16 protein-coding genes and 1 pseudogene are annotated in these 19,100 nt (G+C 67.1%); 2 read left to right on the forward strand and 15 right to left on the reverse strand.

The window, feature by feature from the left end; genetic code table 11:
- Positions 1 to 37: 37 nt before the first annotated feature.
- The 10 genes from ACNQS7_RS13030 to ACNQS7_RS13075 all read right to left on the reverse strand — a co-directional run bounded on the left by ACNQS7_RS13030 (position 38) and on the right by ACNQS7_RS13075 (position 11,163).
- Complete coding sequence (locus ACNQS7_RS13030) at positions 38 to 904, reverse strand: 3-keto-5-aminohexanoate cleavage protein (protein ID WP_418012861.1); 867 nt, start codon at positions 902 to 904, stop codon at positions 38 to 40.
- Between the two features lie 4 nt (positions 905 to 908).
- Positions 909 to 1,445 carry a hypothetical protein gene (locus ACNQS7_RS13035; protein WP_418012862.1) on the reverse strand — a complete coding sequence of 179 codons (537 nt, stop codon included), beginning with the start codon at positions 1,443 to 1,445 and terminating at the stop codon, positions 909 to 911.
- Positions 1,446 to 3,155, reverse strand: a complete 1,710-nt coding sequence (locus ACNQS7_RS13040; RefSeq protein WP_418012863.1) for a GMC oxidoreductase — start codon at positions 3,153 to 3,155, stop codon at positions 1,446 to 1,448.
- Positions 3,152 to 4,633 (reverse strand): flavin-containing monooxygenase, encoded by a 1,482-nt coding sequence (locus tag ACNQS7_RS13045; RefSeq protein WP_418012864.1) that lies wholly within the window; start codon positions 4,631 to 4,633, stop codon positions 3,152 to 3,154. Before ACNQS7_RS13045 ends, ACNQS7_RS13040 begins: the two co-directional genes overlap by 4 nt.
- 34 nt (positions 4,634 to 4,667) lie before the next feature.
- The gene (locus ACNQS7_RS13050) at positions 4,668 to 5,750 is read right to left on the reverse strand and encodes an AraC family transcriptional regulator (RefSeq protein ID WP_418012865.1); all 1,083 of its coding nucleotides are present in this window, start codon (positions 5,748 to 5,750) and stop codon (positions 4,668 to 4,670) included.
- Between the two features lie 113 nt (positions 5,751 to 5,863).
- Positions 5,864 to 7,144, reverse strand: a complete 1,281-nt coding sequence (locus ACNQS7_RS13055; protein WP_418012866.1) for a fatty acid desaturase family protein — start codon at positions 7,142 to 7,144, stop codon at positions 5,864 to 5,866.
- 56 nt (positions 7,145 to 7,200) lie between these two features.
- Positions 7,201 to 8,334, reverse strand: a complete 1,134-nt coding sequence (locus tag ACNQS7_RS13060) for a ferredoxin reductase (protein ID WP_418012867.1) — start codon at positions 8,332 to 8,334, stop codon at positions 7,201 to 7,203.
- A gap of 54 nt (positions 8,335 to 8,388) precedes the next feature.
- Complete coding sequence (locus ACNQS7_RS13065; protein WP_418012868.1) at positions 8,389 to 8,889, reverse strand: DUF6912 family protein; 501 nt, start codon at positions 8,887 to 8,889, stop codon at positions 8,389 to 8,391.
- Positions 8,886 to 9,722, reverse strand: a complete 837-nt coding sequence (gene ppk2 / locus ACNQS7_RS13070) for a polyphosphate kinase 2 (protein ID WP_418012869.1) — start codon at positions 9,720 to 9,722, stop codon at positions 8,886 to 8,888. The genes ACNQS7_RS13065 and ppk2 overlap by 4 nt, the downstream gene beginning before the upstream one ends.
- A gap of 31 nt (positions 9,723 to 9,753) precedes the next feature.
- The gene (locus ACNQS7_RS13075; protein ID WP_418012870.1) at positions 9,754 to 11,163 is read right to left on the reverse strand and encodes a WS/DGAT/MGAT family O-acyltransferase; all 1,410 of its coding nucleotides are present in this window, start codon (positions 11,161 to 11,163) and stop codon (positions 9,754 to 9,756) included.
- Positions 11,164 to 11,283: 120 nt separating this feature from the next.
- Between ACNQS7_RS13075 and ACNQS7_RS13080 the strand changes: the two genes are divergently transcribed.
- Positions 11,284 to 11,808, forward strand: coding sequence for an Rv3235 family protein (locus tag ACNQS7_RS13080; protein WP_418012871.1), 525 nt, complete (start codon positions 11,284 to 11,286; stop codon positions 11,806 to 11,808).
- A 3-nt stretch (positions 11,809 to 11,811) separates the two neighbouring features.
- On the opposite strand, the gene ACNQS7_RS13085 is transcribed toward ACNQS7_RS13080, so the two are convergent.
- Genes ACNQS7_RS13085 through mddA form a run of 3 tightly spaced genes read right to left on the reverse strand, consistent with a single transcriptional unit; the run spans position 11,812 to position 14,198 of the window.
- Positions 11,812 to 12,960 (reverse strand): cation:proton antiporter, encoded by a 1,149-nt coding sequence (locus ACNQS7_RS13085; RefSeq protein ID WP_418012872.1) that lies wholly within the window; start codon positions 12,958 to 12,960, stop codon positions 11,812 to 11,814.
- Positions 12,961 to 12,964: 4 nt separating this feature from the next.
- Positions 12,965 to 13,447: a cation:proton antiporter regulatory subunit gene (locus ACNQS7_RS13090; protein ID WP_418012873.1), complete on the reverse strand. Its 483-nt coding sequence runs from the start codon at positions 13,445 to 13,447 to the stop codon at positions 12,965 to 12,967.
- Positions 13,401 to 14,198: a methanethiol S-methyltransferase gene (gene mddA / locus ACNQS7_RS13095; RefSeq protein WP_418012874.1), complete on the reverse strand. Its 798-nt coding sequence runs from the start codon at positions 14,196 to 14,198 to the stop codon at positions 13,401 to 13,403. The genes ACNQS7_RS13090 and mddA overlap by 47 nt, the downstream gene beginning before the upstream one ends.
- An 84-nt stretch (positions 14,199 to 14,282) precedes the next feature.
- On the opposite strand from mddA, the pseudogene ACNQS7_RS13100 reads away from it, so the two are divergent.
- A pseudogene (locus tag ACNQS7_RS13100) lies at positions 14,283 to 15,922 on the forward strand (alkaline phosphatase D family protein).
- Here ACNQS7_RS13100 and ACNQS7_RS13105 read toward each other — a convergent pair.
- Positions 15,906 to 17,519, reverse strand: coding sequence for an ATP-binding cassette domain-containing protein (locus ACNQS7_RS13105; protein ID WP_418012875.1), 1,614 nt, complete (start codon positions 17,517 to 17,519; stop codon positions 15,906 to 15,908). The pseudogene ACNQS7_RS13100 and the gene ACNQS7_RS13105 sit on opposite strands and share 17 nt — an antisense overlap.
- A gap of 49 nt (positions 17,520 to 17,568) precedes the next feature.
- Positions 17,569 to 19,029, reverse strand: coding sequence for an HD domain-containing phosphohydrolase (locus ACNQS7_RS13110; RefSeq protein ID WP_418015978.1), 1,461 nt, complete (start codon positions 19,027 to 19,029; stop codon positions 17,569 to 17,571).
- Positions 19,030 to 19,100: the final 71 nt, after the last annotated feature.

Consider the following 19,100-nt stretch of genomic DNA (forward strand, 5'->3'; position numbering starts at 1 on the left):
TTTTGGGTGAATTCCAGAATTCGGATCGTGACCGGGCTTACATGAGACCGAGAATCTGCGCGGCCTCGTCCGGCGAAGCAACGGGCCTGCCGAAGCGCCCACACATGTCCACGGCCTCTTCCACCAACTCGACGTTGGTCGGGGTGCGTTCGCCGCGGTAGAACTCGAGTCCCAGGTGCAGATGCCCGCCTCGTTCCAGCGCGAGCTTGGCCACCGGACTGGCGCAGAGGTCACCGCCGACGACCGAGACCGCCCACGGAATGTCGCATCCGTCAAGCAATTCCAGGTAGGCCTCCAGCGCCCGCTCGGTCGGGGGTAGCCCGAAGGGCGCTCCGAGATAACCGAGTTCGGTGGAGAAGTAGAGCTTGATCATCGCGCCCCGCGGCAACCGGCCCGCGCGCCACCAGGCCAGCGTGGTCCGCAGGAAGCCGGGTTCATAGATGGCCAGACTGGGGCCCAGCCCGGCTTGATGGCATATCTCGAAGGCCCTGGCGATCGTGTCAAAAGAGTTGCTGTAAACCAGATTCCCGGTAGGTATGCCCGCGGCGTCAGTGCCACCGAGGTTGACCGACCCGGGGTCGGCGAGCCCGACGCGCAAACCGGCCGCGGCGAGCGAAACGAGGTGTTCGTAGGAGATGGAGAAACCCTCGCCGAAGTGGATCGTCGGGTAGAGCAGGGCGTCAGGCCGGGCCGCAAGGATCGGCCGCCAGGCCTGCAAGTAGCGCTCGGCTGCCTGTTCGACGGTGATGCCGTAGCGGTCGATGTGGTTGTGGATGATCGCCGCACCCGCCTCGATGCAGGCCAAGGCGTCCGCGGTGATCTCCGAGGGATCAACCGGCACATGGGGATTCGCCGTCTTCGAGGTGGCGCCGTTGATGGCGCACTCGATGATGACGGGTCCCACGAACTCAGAGCCAGCCGGTGCGGGCCGCGGCAACCGGCTCGGCGGGTGACGGCGCCAACTGGCCGTCGCGCACTCCGTCGAGCATCCGCTTGACGGTGGCGACGATCTCCGGCGCCGACGCCGCCAGGCCCGTGAGATCCGCCTCAGTCACCTCTGACACGTCGATGCCGGCCCGCTCCAGCACCGCGGCCGGGTCGGCCAGCTGACCCGCCAGCCAGGACACCGGATCGGCGGACAGCTCCGGGACGAAGTGCCGGCGTCCCGGTTCCCACCCGTCGAAGCGGGGGTGGTGGTGGGCGCGGTCCAGCGTTCCCGGCGGGCTCTCGGTCGAGCCGAAAAGGTCGACCCGCCATACCGGCCGGGTGAAGGTGATCGGTATGCCGGCGTAAATCGACCCCTGCGGATCGGCCCGGTCGACCAGCCGGAGTTCCAGCCGGACCCCCCGTTCCGGGGTTTCCTGACCTGTCATCGGGGACGGGTCGACGAAGTACATGTCTCCGACGACCACGCCCAGGGTTTCGAATCCGAACGCTGCGAGCATCTACCGAGCGTAGTCCCGGTCCGAGCGCAAAGCGCCAGGCGCACTCGCCGGAACGGCGGGATTGACCGGCACCACCGGCGAGACACGAACATAACCGGAGCCGACGGGCGGGCGTGGGTCCGGCTCGCCCTTGTTCGGCCACAGCGACGTGGCGCGCTCGGCCAGCGCGGTGATGGTGAGCGACGGATTCACCCCCAGGTTCGCGGTGATCGTGGAGCCGTCGATCACGTGCAACCCGGGGTGGCCGTGCATGCGGTGATACGGGTCCACCACGCCGTCCGCCGCGGTCTCGCCGATCACACAGCCCCCGATGAAGTGTCCCGTCATCGGGATGTCCGCAAGATCTGCCCAGGCGCCGCCGGCGATCCCGTCAGTGTGCTCGGCCGCCCGCCGGGCGACCTCGTGGCCGACCGGGATCCAGGTCGGGTTCGGCTCGCCTACTCCTTGCCGCGTCACCATGCGCCGCCCGAAAATCCCCTGCCGGGTGAACGTGGTGAGCGAGTTGTCGTGCGTCTGCATCACCAGCAGCGGGATGGTCTGCTGCGACCAGCGCCTGGGGTTGAGCAGCCGTCGCAGGTCCCGCCGTTGCCGCACAATCTCTTTCATGCCGGTCCGCCAGCGCCTGCCGCCGTCCAGGCCGTCGACCAGCACCGTGCCCATCAACCCCATCAGGTTTGAATCGTGGCCGTAGCGGCACGGCTCGACGTGGGTGTGCTCGTCGGGATGGATGGATGAGGTGATGGCCACGCCCTCGGAGTAATCCACGTCATCGCGGCGCGCGCGCACCGCCAGGATCGCCTCGGAGTTGGTCCGCGACAACTCGCCCAAGCGCGGCGAGACGTGTGGCAGACTGCCGCCGTCGCGCAACCGGTGCAACAGCCGTTGGGTGCCCAGTGCCGCCGCGGAGAACACCACCTGCTCGGCGGTGAACGTCCGGCGCCGCCGGCGGATCTTGCTCCCGGTGCGACGGGTGATCACGTCGTACCCGCCGTCGCGACGCGGTCGCACGTCGACCACCGTGGTCAGCGGATGTATTGTCGCGCCTAGCTTTTCGGCCAGGTACAGGTAGTTCTTCACCAGCGTGTTCTTGGCGTTGTGCCGGCAGCCCGTCATGCATTCGCCACAGTGCAGGCAGGCGTTGCGGTCTGGTCCGGCACCACCGAAATAGGGGTCCCCCACCGGTGCGCCTGGGGCGGCCAGCCCGTCGGCGCCGCTGAAACACACCCCGACGCGGGTGGCATGGAAAGAGTCGGCGACGCCGAGGTCGGTGGCTATCTGCAGCATCACCTTGTCCGAAGGTGTTGTGCGCGGATAAGTTTCGACGCCGAGCATCCGGGTGGCCTGGTCGTACCAGGGGGCGAGTTCGTCCTTCCAATCGGTGATGCCGCTCCAGCGCGGGTCAGCGTAGAAAGGGTCGCCGGGCTCGTAGAGGGTGTTCGCATAAACCAGCGAGCCGCCGCCTACCCCGGCACCGCTGAGCACCACGGCGTCCGACAGCACGTCGATCCGTTGGATGCCGTAGCAGCCGACCGATGGCTTGAAGAGGTAATCCCGCACGTGCCAACTGTTCTTCGCGAAGTCCTCGTCGCGAAACCGCCGTCCCGCCTCCAGAACGCCTACGCGGTAACCCTTCTCGCTGAGCCGCAGTGCGGTGACGCTGCCGCCGAAGCCGGACCCGATCACCAGCACGTCATAGTCGTATTCGGTCACGCGTTCACCTCCGCCGGCACGGGAAGAACTTCGTGGTAGTCCTCGAGATCCGCGATCTTGGTGCGGCGCTGATATTCGTGCACCAGCCCCGGCCAGTTCGTTGTGACCCGGCCCGAGCCGGTGCGGTACCAAGAGTCGCAGGTCGTCCAGACGCCGCGCTCGAGTCGGGACTGCACACCCGCGTCGTAGGACTGCTCGACATCACGCCGGACCTCGAACGCGCGGGCCCGTGGACCGCGGGCCAGTTCCTGCACGATCTGCCGGATGTAGCGGGACTGCTGCTCCATCATCAGAATGATCGAGCTACTACCGAGATTGGTGTTGGGGCCATAGATCAGGAACATATTCGGAAACCCCGGGACAGCCATGCCGAGGTGCGCGCGGGCACCCTCGGCCCATTCGGTCTGCAGATCGCGTCCCTGACGTCCGGTGATCGTCATCGGGGCCAGGAATTCGGTGGCCTTGAAGCCGGTGCCGTAGATGATCACGTCAACTTCGTGCACCTGTCCGCCGGACGTGCGCACGCCGGTCGGTGTCACCTCGGTGATGGCGCCGGTCTCGACGTCGACGTTGTCGCACGCCAGCGCCTGATACCACTCACTGCTGAACAGCACGCGTTTGCAGCCGATCGCATAGTCGGGGGTGAGCTTCGCCCGCAATACCGGATCCTTGATGTGGCGCTTGAGGTTTGACAACGCGAGCGTCTTCAGCACGCGCGCCAGCGGCGCCGCCCTGGTCAGGGCGAAGCCCAGCAGTTCGGTGGTCTCCCAGATGGTGCCGCGCATGGCCGCGGCGAATCCCGGGACGTTCGCGAAGGCCGCGTGGTGCTTGTCGGTGTAAGCGCGGTCGAGCTTGGGCACCACATAGGGCGCCGAGCGCTGAAAGACGGTGACCTGGGCCGCGTCCTGCCGGATACGGGGGACGAACTGGATCGCCGACGCGCCGGTGCCCAGCACGGCCACCCGCTTGCCGGTCAGGTCGACGTCGTGGCGCCACTGAGCCGAATGGAACGACGGGCCCGCGAACGTCTCGAGTCCGGGGATGTTCGGCATCGCCGGCCGCGACAGCTGCCCAACCGCGGGTATCAGCACGTCGGCCTCCAGCACGTCGCCGGACGAGGTCGCCACCCGCCAACTGGCGGTGCTGTCGTCATAGGAGGCGGAGGTGACTTCGACCCCCGTCCGCACCAGGCGGCGCAGACCGAACCGGTCGGCGGTGTCGTGAATGTAGCCCAGGATGTCCGGCTGCTCGGCGTATCGCCGCCCCCAGTCGTTCTTGCGGGCGAACGAGTACGAGTACAGGTTCGACGGGACGTCGCAGGCCGCCCCGGGGTAGGTGTTCTCCCGCCAGACGCCGCCGATGTCATCGGCCTTCTCTAGAACCGTGACGTCGGCGAGCCCGTCTTTGGACAGTTCGTAGGCGGCGGCGAGACCACCGAAGCCGGCCCCGATCACCAGAACGCGAGGTTTTGATGTCATGTCTTCGACGTTAGGGCCGGGGAACCCCCCAGCGTCAGCCGATTGCGGACGGCGAATCCATGATTCCGGCCAAACGTGAGGTCGCCGACCGCTGATAGCGGGCCGGCGTCGTCCCTGTCCACCGCTTGAAGGCGGCGATGAAGCTGGTTGACTCGGCGTAGCCCAGCCGCAACGCGACGTCCTCCACCGAAAGCGCGCCGGTGGCCAGCAGCTCCTCGGCCAGCACCCGGTGCACCTCCTCGACCAGTTCCCGGAAGGTGGTGTTCTCCTCGGCCAGCCGCCGCCGCAGGGTCCGCTCGCTCATCGCGAGCTGGCGGGCCACGGCCCCGATCGTGTGGGGTTCGCCGTCGATGGACGCCAGCCGGTCCCGGACTTGGCGGGCGACCCCGGTGCGCTGGCGGCGGCGCTCCAGCAGGGCCTGGCACTGCTGCTCGCACATGACCATGCTCAGCTCGCTGGCCTGCGGTAGCCGGTTGTCCAGCAGCCCCACCGGCCAGCGCGCCACGGTGGCCGGTGAGTCATAACCGGGCGTGACGCCGAACGCCTCGCGCGCCGCGGCGTCTCCCGATGCGGGGGCAGGGCCGGCGAAGTCGATGGAGGTGAACGGGATCGGACTGCCCAGCAACTCCGACATCACCCGGGCGATCGCCGCGAGGTCGCGCCGCATCAGGAATTCGGCCACCGGACCGGTCAGGTCGGGCAGGTCGAGCCGCAACGCCACCACCGGCCCCTCGACGGTGACGGTCGGCAGGCAGAAGCCGTAGCTGAGGTCGTAGTACCGGGCCGCGAACCGGACGGCGTCGCCCAGTGTCGAGCTGGTCAGGCAGGCGAACCCGAAGATGCCGAACGATCCGACGTAATAACTGCGGCCCACCCGGACACCGAGGTTGGCCGGGTCGCCCAGCAGACCGACCAGATTCGTTGCGACCGCCAGTTCCTGGCGGCCCAGAATCATCCGCTCATGGTCGTGCAGGTCGGCCTCGGACAGCCCGGAATCCGTGAGCACGTCCGACACGGAAAGTCCGTTCTGACAACCAAATTCAGCCATCAGGGCGACGCTGGCGGTGGTCCGCGGGAAATCCCAGTGCGACACCTGGGAGCCGACGAACACCTGCACTCTCCCAGTATGGCTGCCCGAGCGAACCGGCTCGGCGCCGAGCGTGACGTCAGGGCGGGCTGAGCCGCGAAATCCCGCCCTCAGTACACGCTCGGCGAAAGTAACCGGTGAAGCTAAGCCGCCAGGTCGTCGTCGGTGGGCGCGGCCGCCGCACGCCGGTTGCGCCGCCAGCCGCGCACGGTGGCGATCGCCGTCTTGAGACCGCGACGGCGTCCGGTCGTCGGGTCGGTCCCGGCGAAATCCGGTCCCAGCTCGACGAACATCCGTTCGCTGCGGGTCTCGGGCGCATTGTCGGCGTCATCGCGCAGGTACTTGTCCGGCAGCGACAGCTTGGCCAGCGTGCGCCACGTCTTTCCGTACTGCATCAGGAAAGAGCCTGTGGTGTAGGGCAAGTCGTACTTGTCGCAGACTTCCCGGACGCGCACCGAGATCTCGTGCAACCGGTTGCTGGGCAGATCCGGGTAGAGGTGGTGCTCGATCTGGTGGCACAGGTTGCCACTCATGAACCGCAGCAGCCAGCCGCCCTCGAAGTTGGCACTTCCCAGCATCTGGCGCAGATACCACTGGCCCTGCGTCTCACCGATCATGTCCGTCTTGGTGAATTTCTCTGCCCCGTCCGGGAAGTGGCCGCAGAAGATGACGGCGTTGGCCCAGACGTTGCGGATCACATTGGCCAGTGCGTTGGCCTTCAGTGTCGAGCCGTAGGTGGCGCCGGGCGACAGGGAGGTGAGCGCCGGAAACGCGACATAGTCCTTGAACACCTGGCGACCGGCCTTCAGCAGGAACTCGTCGATCCGCTCGCGGGCCTCCGCGTGGTCCATCCGCTTCTTGACGATCTTGCCGATCTCGACGTGCTGCATGCCGACGCCCCACTCGAACAGCAGCAAGAGCAGGGTGTTCCACACCAGATTGAAGATGTTGAAGCGTTTCCAGGGCTGGTCGCGCGTGACCCGCAGCAGGCCGTAGCCCACGTCGTCGTCGATGCCGAGGATGTTCGTGTACTTGTGATGCACGAAGTTGTGGGTGTACCGCCAGTGCTTGGACGAACCGCTCATGTCCCACTCCCAGGTGGAGGAGTGGATCTCGGGGTCGTTCATCCAGTCCCACTGGCCGTGCATGACGTTGTGGCCGATCTCCATGTTCTCGATGATCTTGGCCACGCCCAGCGTCGCGGTGCCGGCCCACCAGGCGGAGCGGCGCGAGCCGGCGGCCAGAATCACCCGGCCGGACAACTCCAAAGCGCGCTGCGCGGCAATGGTGCGGTGGATGTAGCGGGCGTCCCGCTCACCGCGGGAGTCCTCGATGTCGCGGCGTATCGCGTCCAGTTCGATGGCCAGATTCTCGATGTCGGCGTCCGTAAGGTGCGCGAATACATCGACGTCTGTGATCGCCATGGTCTCCTCGTGGATCGTGAATAACCTACGTCCCCGTAGGTTACCTGCCGGTAACTCTAGATGTCGACCGCACAATCGCCCGATGCGGCCGACACACACGTCTGGATGCGGGTTCCGGGGTCGTGCTGCTCGCCGGTCCGCAGGTCACGAACATGACCCTCCACCAGGTCGACGACGCAGGACTGACAAATACCCATCCGGCAACCGAACGGCATCTGCACACCGACTCCTTCGCCGGCATCCATCACCGACGTCGCCGCGTCGGCGGCCACGCTCCTGCCGCTTCGGGCGAACGTCACCGTCCCGCCCGCTCCCGCCGGCGCCGCCTTGGCCACCGCAAACCGCTCAAGGTGCAACCGATCGCCCAGGCCCGCGGCGCTCCACACCTTGGTGGCCTGGTCGAGCATCCCCGCCGGCCCGCACGCCCAGGTCTGTCGTTCGCGCCAGTCGGGCACCTGCTCATCGAGCCGGGACAGATCGAGGCGACCCTCGACCCGGGTCTGGCGTACCGAGAGGCGATAGCCGGGGTGCGCGCCGGCCAGTGCGGCCAATTCGGCGGCGAACATGACGTCCGATTCGGTAGGCGCCGAATGCAGATGCGTGATATCACCGATCTGGTTGCGGCGCAACAGGGTTCGCAGCATTGACATCACCGGGGTGATCCCCGAGCCGGCAGTGAGGAACAGGATCGAGGACGGCGCCGGGTCCGGCAGCACGAAATTCCCCTGGGGCGCGGCCAGCCGCACGATGGTCCCCGGTTCGACACCGGCCACCAGGTGCGTGGACAGGAAACCCTCGGGCATCGCCTTGACCGTGATAGTGATCGTGCCCGCGCTGACCGGGGTCGACGTGAGCGAATACGACCGCCAGCGCCAGCGCCCGTCGATGAACAGGCCGATACCGATGTACTGACCGGGCTGGTAGTCGAAGCTGAATCCCCAGCCGGGCTTGATGACCAGCGTCGCGGAGTCCTCGGTCTCGCGCCGGACGCCGACAATGCGGCCCCGCAACTCGCGGGCCGACCACAGCGGATTGGCCAGGCGCAGGTAATCGTCGGGCAGCAGCGGGGTGGTGATTCGCGCGGCGAGCTTACGCAGCGCGTGCCAGGCGGGATGCCGGTCAGCACCGGCGACGACCGGGCGCCTGGTGTTCACGACGTTGGCGGACAGTACCGCGTTCTTGATGCCCATATCGGAAGCTACGGTACCGTAACTTACGGTTGCGTAGCTAGTTTGGGGGCTAGTTCAGAGCAGCTCGAGCAGGAATGGAAGTTCCTGTGTGGCGTACCAGGCCAGGTCGTGATCCTGAGCATCGCCGACCACCAGGTCGGCATCCTCGTCGCCCAGGTCCGCCTCATCGATCACCTCGATGGCCGCCAGCACCGCCTGCTCGGCGCCGGCGTTGTCCACATAAGCGGCGATCACCCGGTCAATCGGCACCGGGCCGGACAGCCGGACCACCGCGTCATCGAGATCGGGGCGGAAAACGATGTCATCGACGTCGGCGGCCAGCACCGCCCGCCGCGGCGGCAGCCCGTCTCCGTGCTCCACCGCAAGCAACCGCAAGGACGCCAGCGCGGCCTCCCGCAGTGCCACCTCGGCGAGTTCGTCGTCGTCGCCCTCGGCATAGGACTCCCGCAACGTCGGCGTCACCGCGAAGGCCGTGCCGCTGACCGGGTGCAGCGACCCGTCGGCGACGAGTTGTTGCAGCATCGCCAGGGTGGCCGGGATGTAGACCTGGGTCATGCCGGCTTGATCAACGTGGCTGCGTAGTCGTCGACGTAGGTCGACAACTCACGTGGCGGCCGCTTGTAATCGCCACTCACGACCGGCCTTTCGGGAATGGTGACCTTGGGCCTCTTCACTTCTTCGTATTCGATCGTGGACAGCAGATGGTGCATCATGTTGAGTCGCGCGTGCTTCTTGATGTCCGATTCCACGACGTACCAGGGGCTGACCGGGGTATCGGTGTGCACCATCATCTCGTCTTTGGCGCGCGAGTAATCCTCCCAGCGATAGATGGATTCCATGTCCATCGGGCTCAGTTTCCATTGCCGGACGGGGTCGTTGCGGCGGGCTTTGAAACGCCGCAGCTGTTCGGTCTCGGATACCGAGAACCAGTACTTGCGCAGCAGGATCCCGTCGTCGATCAGCATCTGCTCGAAAATCGGCGTCTGCCGCAGAAACAGCACATACTCCTGCGGTGTGCAGAATCCCATGACCTTTTCCACACCGGCGCGGTTGTACCACGAGCGGTCGAACAGGACGATTTCCCCCCTGGCCGGCAGATGGGCGATGTAGCGCTGGTAGTACCACTGACCGCGTTCCCGGTCGGTCGGCGCGGGCAGCGCCGCAATGGTGGCGAGCCGCGGGTTGAGGTATTCGGTGATCCGCTTGATGGCGCCGCCCTTGCCGGCCCCGTCGCGTCCCTCGAAGATGACCACGACGCGGGACTGGGAGTGCCGCACCCACTCCTGAAGTTTCACGAATTCCGTTTGCAGCCTGAACAATTCGGCCTCATAAAGATCATTGGAGATCTTCGGCGCGGCCGCGGATTTCTTCTTCTTCGGGGTGCTCACATCAATGGATGTTATCGGTACCCGCGCCGAACTACCGGGAAGCTTCCAGCAGCTCGTCCAGTGCCTGGTTCAGCAGACCCGGCAGCAGGTCGACGTCGCTCATGGCGTCGCGGTCGGCATTGATCCCGAAATACAGCATCCCGTTGTAGGAGGTGACACTGATCGCCAGCGCCTGATTGTGCAGCAACGGCGGCACCGCATAGGTTTCCAGCAACTTGGTGCCGGCGATGTACATCTGCGACTGCGCGCCCGGCGCGTTGGTGATGAGCAGGTTGTAGGAGCGGGCCGCAAAGCTGGTCGCCACCCGGATTCCCATCGCGTGCAAAGTCGGCGGGGCGAACCCGGACAACGTGACGATGGTCCTGGCGTCCACCCGGCTGGATGCTGCTGGATTGGACTCGGTGGCATGGGCGATCTGGGACAGCCGCACCACCGCGTTGCCCTCCCCCACCGGCAGGTCGACGAGGAACGGCGTCACTTCGCTCATCGCCTGGCCCGGACCGGTCGAGTCGAGTTGTTCGTCGGCGTACACCGACAGCGGCGCGAGCGCGCGCACCGTCGCCGTCGACGAAACCGCCTCCCCGCGCGACATCAGCCAGTTGCCCAGCGCCCCGGTCACCACGGCGAGCACCACGTCGTTGATGTCGCAGTCGTAGCGCGCCCGCACCGCGCGGTAATCGTCGAGCTTGCCGCGCGCGACCGTGAAGCGCCGATTGCGCGACACGGGAGCGTTGAGCGGGCTGCTGGGCGCGGTACCGCGCGCGACCGTGCGCGCGATGTCGAACACCCGGCGTCCGGCCTCCATGAGCTGGGTCGAGCTGGTCACCAGCCCCGCCAGCGAGGACCCCACGGCGCGCATCTGCGTGCCCGGGCCCGCGATCCAGTCGCCGATCGCGCCGATCATCAACCGGGTGCTGCCGGGGTCGCGCTCGGGCACCCAGATGTCCTCGGGAAACGCCGGCGAGCGCCGCGTCCGGTCGGCGATCACATGGTTGATCTCGAGCGCGCCCATCCCGTTGATCAGTGCCTGATGCGATTTGGTGTACAGCGCGATGCGGTTCTTGGCCAGGCCTTCGACGAGGTACATCTCCCACAACGGCCGCGACTTGTCCAACGGCCGCGCAGCCAGCCGCGCGATCAGCTCGTGCAGTTGCTCGTCGCTGCCCGGGGACGGCAGCGCCGACCGGCGCACGTGATAGGTGATGTCGAAGTCGCGGTCGTCGATCCACACCGGCCGCGCCATGCCGAACTTGACCTCGCGCACCTTCTGGCGGTACCGCGGGATCTGCGGTAACCGCTGTTCGACGGTGGCCAGCAGCGTCTCGTAGCTCAATCCGGATCGCGGGCGCCGCAGGATCGACAGCGAACCGACGTACATCGGGGTCGCCGTGTTTTCCAGCCGGTAGAAGGACGCGTCCGCAGTGGACAAGCGAGTCACCATCGCGGCTCGGTCCTCCTCAAGTCGTCGCCTTTCGTTTTCGGGATCATGCAGTCGCCCCACGGTAACCGCATTCGCGGGCCCGCGAAGGTCGGGGCTGGCGCCCACAGCGCTTGTGGATCAATGCCGGCGGGTGAATACCGCAGACCGGCGATCGTCTGCCACTCTCCACGGGTGCCCGTTTCCGACACCGCCGTAACGCCGGTGATCGACTACGAGCCGCCGGCGCACCCGCCCGGCCCTGACGCACCGCGCTGCCGGGCCTCATCACCGGCATCGGTCCCGCGCCCGCGTCCTCGCCCGGCACCGAAGACGCCGCTGTCGCCGCGGATGCGCCAGGCGGCCGCCTTCGCCGACGCCGCGCTGCGCCGCGTGCTGGAGGTCATCGACCGGCGCCGCCCGGCCGCCCAACTCGGCACGGTGCTGGCGCCGTCACTGGTCGAGGCGGTACTGGCGGTCGGCCGGGCCACGGCCGGGACACCCGGCGCCGCGGTGTTGCGCCGGATGCGGGTCCAGCCTGCTTTCGGTGACGACGCGGCCGAGGTATTCGGCTCGTACAGTCGCGGCGAGCGGGTCCACGCGATCGCCTGCCGCGTGGAGCAGCTACCTCCCGGCCGATGGCAGGTGGTAGCCCTGCACATCGGCTGATCGCTAGCGTGCGTTCGCCGGCAGCCGGACACCGGTGTAGCGGGACAGCACCGGCCCGACAATCGCCATGATGAAAACGTAGGACGTGGCGAGCGCCGCCACCGCCGGGATCGTTGTGCCGACCAGGCCGATGATGATCAAGGAAAATTCCCCGCGGGCTACCAGCGCGCCTCCGGCTCGCAGCTGTCCCCGTCGGGCCACTCCGTCACGGCGCGCCGCGAACATTCCGGTGAGGACCTTGGTCACCGTGGTGATCACCGCCAGAGCGATGCCGACCGGCAGCATGGGAAGGAGCTCTTTCGGGTCGACAGTCAGCCCGATAGCGAGAAAAAAGATTGCCCCGAACAGGTCCCGGAGTGGCCCAAGGACTCTGCGGGCCCGATCGGCGGTTTCACCGGTCAGCGTGAGGCCGACCAGGAAGGCACCCACCGCGGCCGAGGCGCGCAGCGCTTCGGCCAAAGCGGCGACCATCAGGGTGATCCCGAGGACTCGCAGCAACATCTGCTCGGAATCAGGATGTGTCACCAGACGGCCGACGTGATGGCCCCAGCGGTAGGAAGCCGCGAACGCCGCTAGCAACGCCCCGATTGCCGCCAGCATGCCACCGACGGCGTCGACCCAACTTCCCCGCGCTGCCAGCACCGCAACCAGCGGGAGGTAGCCCGCCATCGCGAAGTCCTCGAGCACCAGTACGGCCAGAACCGCCGGCGTTTCCCGGTTGCCCAGCCGTCCCAGATCCTCCAGCAACCGCGCGATAATGCCCGACGACGAGATGTAGGTGACACCCGCCAGGGCCAGCATCGCGACCCCGTTCATCCCCAACAACCAACCGGCCACCGCGCCCGGGGTCGCGTTCAGGACGATGTCGATACCGGCCGACGGCAGATGGTGGCGCATGCTGGACGCGAATTCCGTCGCGGAAAACTCCAGCCCCAACGTCAGTAGTAACAACACGACCCCGATGGGGGCCGCCGTGATCACGAAATCGTCGGCAGCGGGCACCGGCAGTATTCCGCCCGTGCCGAGGGACAGTCCCGCGACCAGATAAACCGGTATCGGAGACAGCGCGAACCGCCGCGCGACGGTACCCAGCAGCGCGAGCATGGTCAGGAGTGCGCCGAGTTCAAACAACAGCGCGCTCGAAACTTCCACCGGGTCAGCCCTTATCGATGATCTGCTCGACCGCGGCGATGCCCTGCTGGGTGCCGATCGCGATCAGCACGTCCCGTGCCCGCAGTATTTGCGTCGGACCCGGCGACGCCAACACCTCGTCGTCGCGCACGATGGCGACGATAGACGCGCCGCTGCGGGTTCGGGCACGGGTGTCGCCGAGGGGGCGGTCGACGAAGGGACTGTTCACCGTGACGTGCACCTGGCCCGCTTCCAGCCCAGGTACTTCGCGGGTCAGTTCGGCGAACCGCTCGGCGATCCTTGGCGCACCCAGAATCTGGGCGACGGCTTCAGCTTCGTCCTCGGCCAGGTGGAAAACCGGGCGGGCCTGGTCCGGGTCCTCCGGGCCGTACACCACTACGTCGAAGTCACCGTTGCGCCGGGCTACGATGCCGATCCGCTCACCCCGATGGCTGGTGAACTCATACCGCAGACCGACGCCTGGTAGCAGCACTTCCTTGACGTCCATGGTGTCCATCCTTGACGAATCCCCGGCCGGACGGAACCGGAATCAGCATCGGAACCCGGCGACGGTATTCGCGGTACTGCTCGCCCATCTGCGCTGTCAGGTCGCGCTCTTCGAACCGCAGGGCGATCAGGATGTAGGCCGTCATGCCGATCGAGAACAGCAGGTGCCCCGCGGTCATCGTCGGCGCCGCCCAGAACGCCACCAGAAAGCCGAGCATGATCGGGTGACGCACCAACCGGTAGAGCAGATGAGTGCGAAAACCCAAGTCGCTGTAGCGATTCCCCCGCCAGGCGAGATAGACCTGCCGCAACCCGAACAGGTCGAAATGGTTGATCATGAAGGTCGAGGCCAACACCGTCGCCCATCCGACCCAGAACAACACCCAAATCGCCCAGCGCCCGGCCGGTTGCCGCACCTCCCAGACATGCACCGGCATGCTGCGCCACTGCCAGTACAGCACCAGCAGCACCGAACTGGCCAGCAACACATAGGTGCTGCGCTCGATCGTCGTCGGCACCCATCGAGTCCACCAGCGTTTGAATGCCGGACGGGCCATCACACTGTGCTGCACGCCGAACAGGACGAGCAGCGCCGGATTGATCAGCAGCGCCTGCCACAAGGGTGCGCTGATTCCGGTGTTTACGTTGCGCGGCACCAGGATTGCGCCGACGAAGCCGACGGCGTACAGGAAGGCGACCAGGAACACCAGGTAGCTCAGGGTGCCGTAACAGATTGTCAGATAGCGTTTCATGGGCTGATTGTTCGGCGAGACCATGCGTGTGGGCATGGGGCGGATGCCTCAACTTGGACCGCCGCCCGCCCGTAGGGTGGTTGAATGGCACTCTTGCTCGGCCCGGCGTTGCGGCACGTGTCCGATACGACCGCGCTGGTGTGGGTCCAAACCGACAGTGCGGCAACGGTGCAGGTGCTCGGCGGATCGGCCCGGACGTTCGCCGTGCAGGATCACCACTACGCGCTGGTGACGGTGACCGGGCTGACTCCGGACACGGTCACCGAATACGACGTCAGGTGCGACGGCGAAGTGGTGTGGCCGCTGCCGGATTCAACGTTCCCGCCGAGCGTCATCCGGACCCGGGGCCGGAATCCACCCATCGGCTGCGGGCGATCTTCGGATCGTGCCGGTACCCCAAGACCGACGACTCGAGCATCGAGTCGAAACTCGGGTTCGACGCGCTGGACGTGTACGCCGCCCGGATGGCCACCCAGCCCACCGAAGACTGGCCCGAGGCGCTCATCCTGCTCGGCGACCAGTTGTACGCCGATGAGCTGACACCAGAGGCGCGGCGACGGCTGGCCGGCCGCCGCGGCCGGGCCAAGCGGGCCAAGCGTCCCCCGGACGAGGTGGTGAGTTTCACCGAATATGAACGGCTGTACCGTCATTCGTGGAGCGACCCCGAGATCAGGTGGCTGATGTCCACGGTTCCCACCGCGATGATCTTCGACGACCACGACATCAGGGACGACTGGAACACGTCGGCTTCCTGGCGGGCCGATATGCAGGAGAAACCGTGGTGGCGCGACCGGATCAGAGCCGGGCTGGCCTCCTATTGGGTGTATCAGCACCTGGGCAACCTGAGCCCGGCTGAGCTGGCCGCGGACGAGGACTACCGGCGCCTGCTGGCGACCGACGGTGACTGCTGGCCACACCTGGTCGAGCTGGCCGACTGCGCCGACGCAGAGGTGGACGGCAACAAGGGCGTCAGGTTCAGCTACCGATGGGATTTCGGCCGTAGCCGGCTCATCATGATCGACTCACGCAATGGCCGGATCCTGGACTCGGGCCAACGCATGATGATCGGGGAGCACGAGTTCGACTGGGTGCAGTCACAGGTCTGCGACGGCCTCGACGAATTGGACCACCTGATGCTGGCCACGTCGGTTCCGTGGCTGATGCCGCCCGCCCTCGGAGACTTGGAAGCGGTCAACGAACGCAACGCCGACCGGCCCGGGCTGCCCGGCAGGCTTGCCGAAAAGACACGCCAGGCAGTGGATTTCGAACACTGGCCGGCGTTCCACAAATCGTTCGAACGGCTGGCCGAGCTGATTCGATCGGTGGCCGGTCATTCCCCCGGACCGGCCACCGTCAACGTGCTGTCCGGCGACGTGCACCACAGCTACGCCGCGCGCGCCCAGTGGGCCGGTGAGTCGGGTGAGCCGGCCGCGGTGCATCAACTGGTGTGCTCACCGGTGAACAACTACGTGCCGCTGTTCGTCAAGCCGGTGTTCACCCTGGCTTGGACGCGTCCCGCTGCCAAGCTGGCGCGCTGGTGGGCACGCCTGCGCCACGTTCCGGCGCCACCGCTGTCCTGGGTGAACACCTGCGGTCCCCTGTTCGGCAACACCATCGCCACCCTACTGGTGGACGGCCGCGGCGCCGAGGTGCTGTTCGAACAGCCCCGCGGCGCCGACGCGCTGGACGAAGTGGGTCGGGTGCGGCTCAGTCGGCCGACCTGACGCCGGACCTGCGGTCCAGTACCCACACCGTGGCCAGCGTGAGCGCGACCGCGAAGCAGCCCAGCGCCAGCAGACTTACACCGGTGCCGCCGCTGAACGTCTCCCGGTAGCCGGACATGGCCGGCATCGTGGTGGTGAACCGGTCCAGGTTCAGATCCCGCCCCAGCGCTTCGAACGCATGGCGGTTGGACAGCCCGAGGCTCAACAACCGCCCCGGCAGGGCCATCTTGTCGACGGGGACGATGGCGCCGCCGAACAACACCTGCGGGAAGCACAGCATCGGCAGCGCGAGCGCGGCCTGGGCGGCGTTGTGCACCGCGGCGGAGGCGAGCAGGCCGAGGGCCAGCGCGGAGGTCGCCTCGATCACCATCGTCGCGAACAGCAGGGCGTAGACATGCCATCCGGCCGCCGGCAATCGGCCCAGACTCCGCAGCACGAGCAGCAGCACTGCGCTCACCGCGGCCAGCACCGGCAGCAGGGCGGTGACCTTGGACGCCACGTAGGCCGCCACGCTGAGCCCGGCAAGGCGTTCCCGCCGGAACACGGCGATCTCCCCGACGATTTGCAACAGACCGTAGGTGAGGCCGAAGAAGAAGCCGTCGAACGCGATCCAGAAGACGATCTGGGCCGGGCCGACATCGCCGGCGCCACCGGTGTCGAACGCCCCGCGGCGGAACAGCGTCGCCATCATCGCCGTGACCAGTACCGGTGAACCGAGCAGCACCGCCAGGGTCAGCCGGTTGCGGGCCAGCACGTCGGCGTTGCGGCGCGTCAGCAACCACCACTGCCGAAACGCGTTCGGGCGCTTGATTTCCGGACCGGCGGGCAGCGTCGCTCCCGTCCGGTCTGCGATCGGCTCGACCATCGGGATGTAGTCACCGACCAGTCGGTCATATACGTCGGCCAGGGTGTCCACCCCGAAATGCCGGCGTGCGTTCGCCGGGCTGCCGTTGAATGCGAGATGGCCGTCGCGGGCCAGAAAGATCACCCGGTCACACTGATCGATGCCGGCCGGCTCATGCGTGGTGAGCACGACCGTCACCCCGCGCCGGCTCAGCCCGCGCAACAGCCGCATCACGTCCGCCGCCGTCGAGGGGTCGAGCCCGGAGGTCGGTTCGTCGAGGAAGAACAGGCGCGGGCGGGTCAGCAGTTCGACGGCGATGCTGGCGCGCTTGCGCTGGCCGCCGGACAGCGAACGCACCGGCACCTCGGCCCGGTCGGTCAGATCGAGATCCTTCATGACCTGCTCGACCGCACGGTCCGCCTCGCCGGCGGTGGTGCCCGCCGGCAGTCGGAGCCGCGCCGCGTAGCGCAGCGTGCGGCGGAGCGGCATTTCGAGGTGGATGATGTCGTCCTGGGGCACGTAGCCGACCCCTGCTTTTCGCCCGGCGCCTTCTCCGGCGACCGTGTGCGAGACCGCCCCGCCGGTCGGCGGCTGCAGTCCCGCAAGGATTTTCAGCAGAGTGGTCTTGCCTGCTCCGCTGCCACCGGCGATGGCGACCAGCTCCCCCGGTTCTATGCGGAGCGACAGTTTCTGCAGGATTTGTCGTGTGCCGACCCGTCGGCTCACATCGATGGCATCTACTAGTGCGGTCATGCCGAGGATCATCGGCCGGCGGCGGGACCGGTTACATGGGGCGCTTGCCTCAAATCATCCCGCGGTCGATCGCCGCAAGGCTTGCCTGCGTGCGGTTGTTGACGCCCAACTTCGCATAGATCCGCTCGACGTGATTGCGCGCGGTCTTCTCGGCGATGAACAACTGGATGGCGATTTCACGGTTCGACCGGCCCTGCGCGACGAGTCGCAGGACTTCCACCTCCCGGGCGGTGAGCCCGGAAGACCATGAGGTGCGCCGGGTGGCCCGATGCCCGGCCGCGGCGAGCACGGCTTCCACCGAGTCGGCGTCCAAGCGTCCGCCGCGCGCCTCCCGGCGCAGTTCGGCCGCAGCGGCGTCCGGATCGAGGGCGGCCCGTTGCGGGCGTGGCTCCAGCAGTTGCCGGTAGGCCACCACGGCGGCGAGAAGCCGGTCCTGAGCGGTCAATTCGTTGCCGGAAAGGCCACGGGGAAAGCCGGATCCGTCGATACGCTCCTCATGCTTGGTGGCCACCGACACCACCGACTCCAGGCCGTCGATCCGGCTCAAAATCCGGCCGGTCAGGTAGGGGTACATCCGTACCCGCTCCCATTCGGCCGTACTCAGCGGACCCTTCTTCTCCCAGATCTGGTTGGACACACCCAATCTGCCCAGACCCTGGACCAGGCCCGCGCGGTACAGACGGGTGATATCGGCCGGCGGCATGCGGCAGTGCCGGGCCGCCGCAGCCGCCAGATCGGCGACACCGCGCGAGTAGCCTGGCGAACATGGACATTTCAGATCGACGAAATCCGCCATCGCCCTGAGTAATTCGTTGATCTCGTCGGCGCCGATGATGCGGTCGCGATCGGGCGCCTGCGCCAGCGCCGCGGTCCACACGTCTATTTCGAGTAGGCCGTCGACGATCGCGGCCGCATCGCGGGTGAACACATCGGCCACCGCCGGGCTGAACTGCGTGCCACGTCGGGACCGGGCGGTCTCGACCGCGTGATCCAGGCCGCCTGTGCGCAGGTGGACCTCGATGACATCGGCCAGGTGGACGATGTGGATCTCTAGTGGAATGTCTTCTCCGCGAGCGCCCGTCGGCATTCCCCGGCCGTCCCATCGCTCGAAGATGTAGGCCAGTGCCGCTCCGACCTCGCTGTCCAGGCCGATCCGGTCGGAGAGCACGCCCGCCGAACTGCAGTGCGAACTGATCAGGCTGGCCACCTGGTTGCGGGCGGTGAGCAGGAAGGCCGCCGAGCGCAGTCCGCGTTCCCACGCGGGCAGTCCGCGCCCGACGTGGCTGACCATCAGACGCAGAAACGGCAGGCCGGCCATATCCACCCCGTAGGTGTCGGCCCGGAACGCGATGTCGTCACCGAACAGCGCCGAAAGTTCATGGGAATCGGCGTGACATCCGATCCAGCCCACCAGATTGGCGTAGTACACCGTCGCGCGCTGGCCCGCGTCCAGACCCATCCGGTCGGCGACGCGGGTCGCGATCAGGGTGGACCGAAGCATGTGTTCCATCGGTTGACCCAGACCGAGGTCGATAGCCAGCGAGATAGCCGCCAGCAACTCGGCTTTGCGCACGCCCTCAT

This window comes from Mycobacterium sp. 23 (assembly GCF_048287075.1).
Taxonomy (GTDB): Bacteria; Actinomycetota; Actinomycetes; order Mycobacteriales; family Mycobacteriaceae; genus Mycobacterium; species Mycobacterium gordonae_B.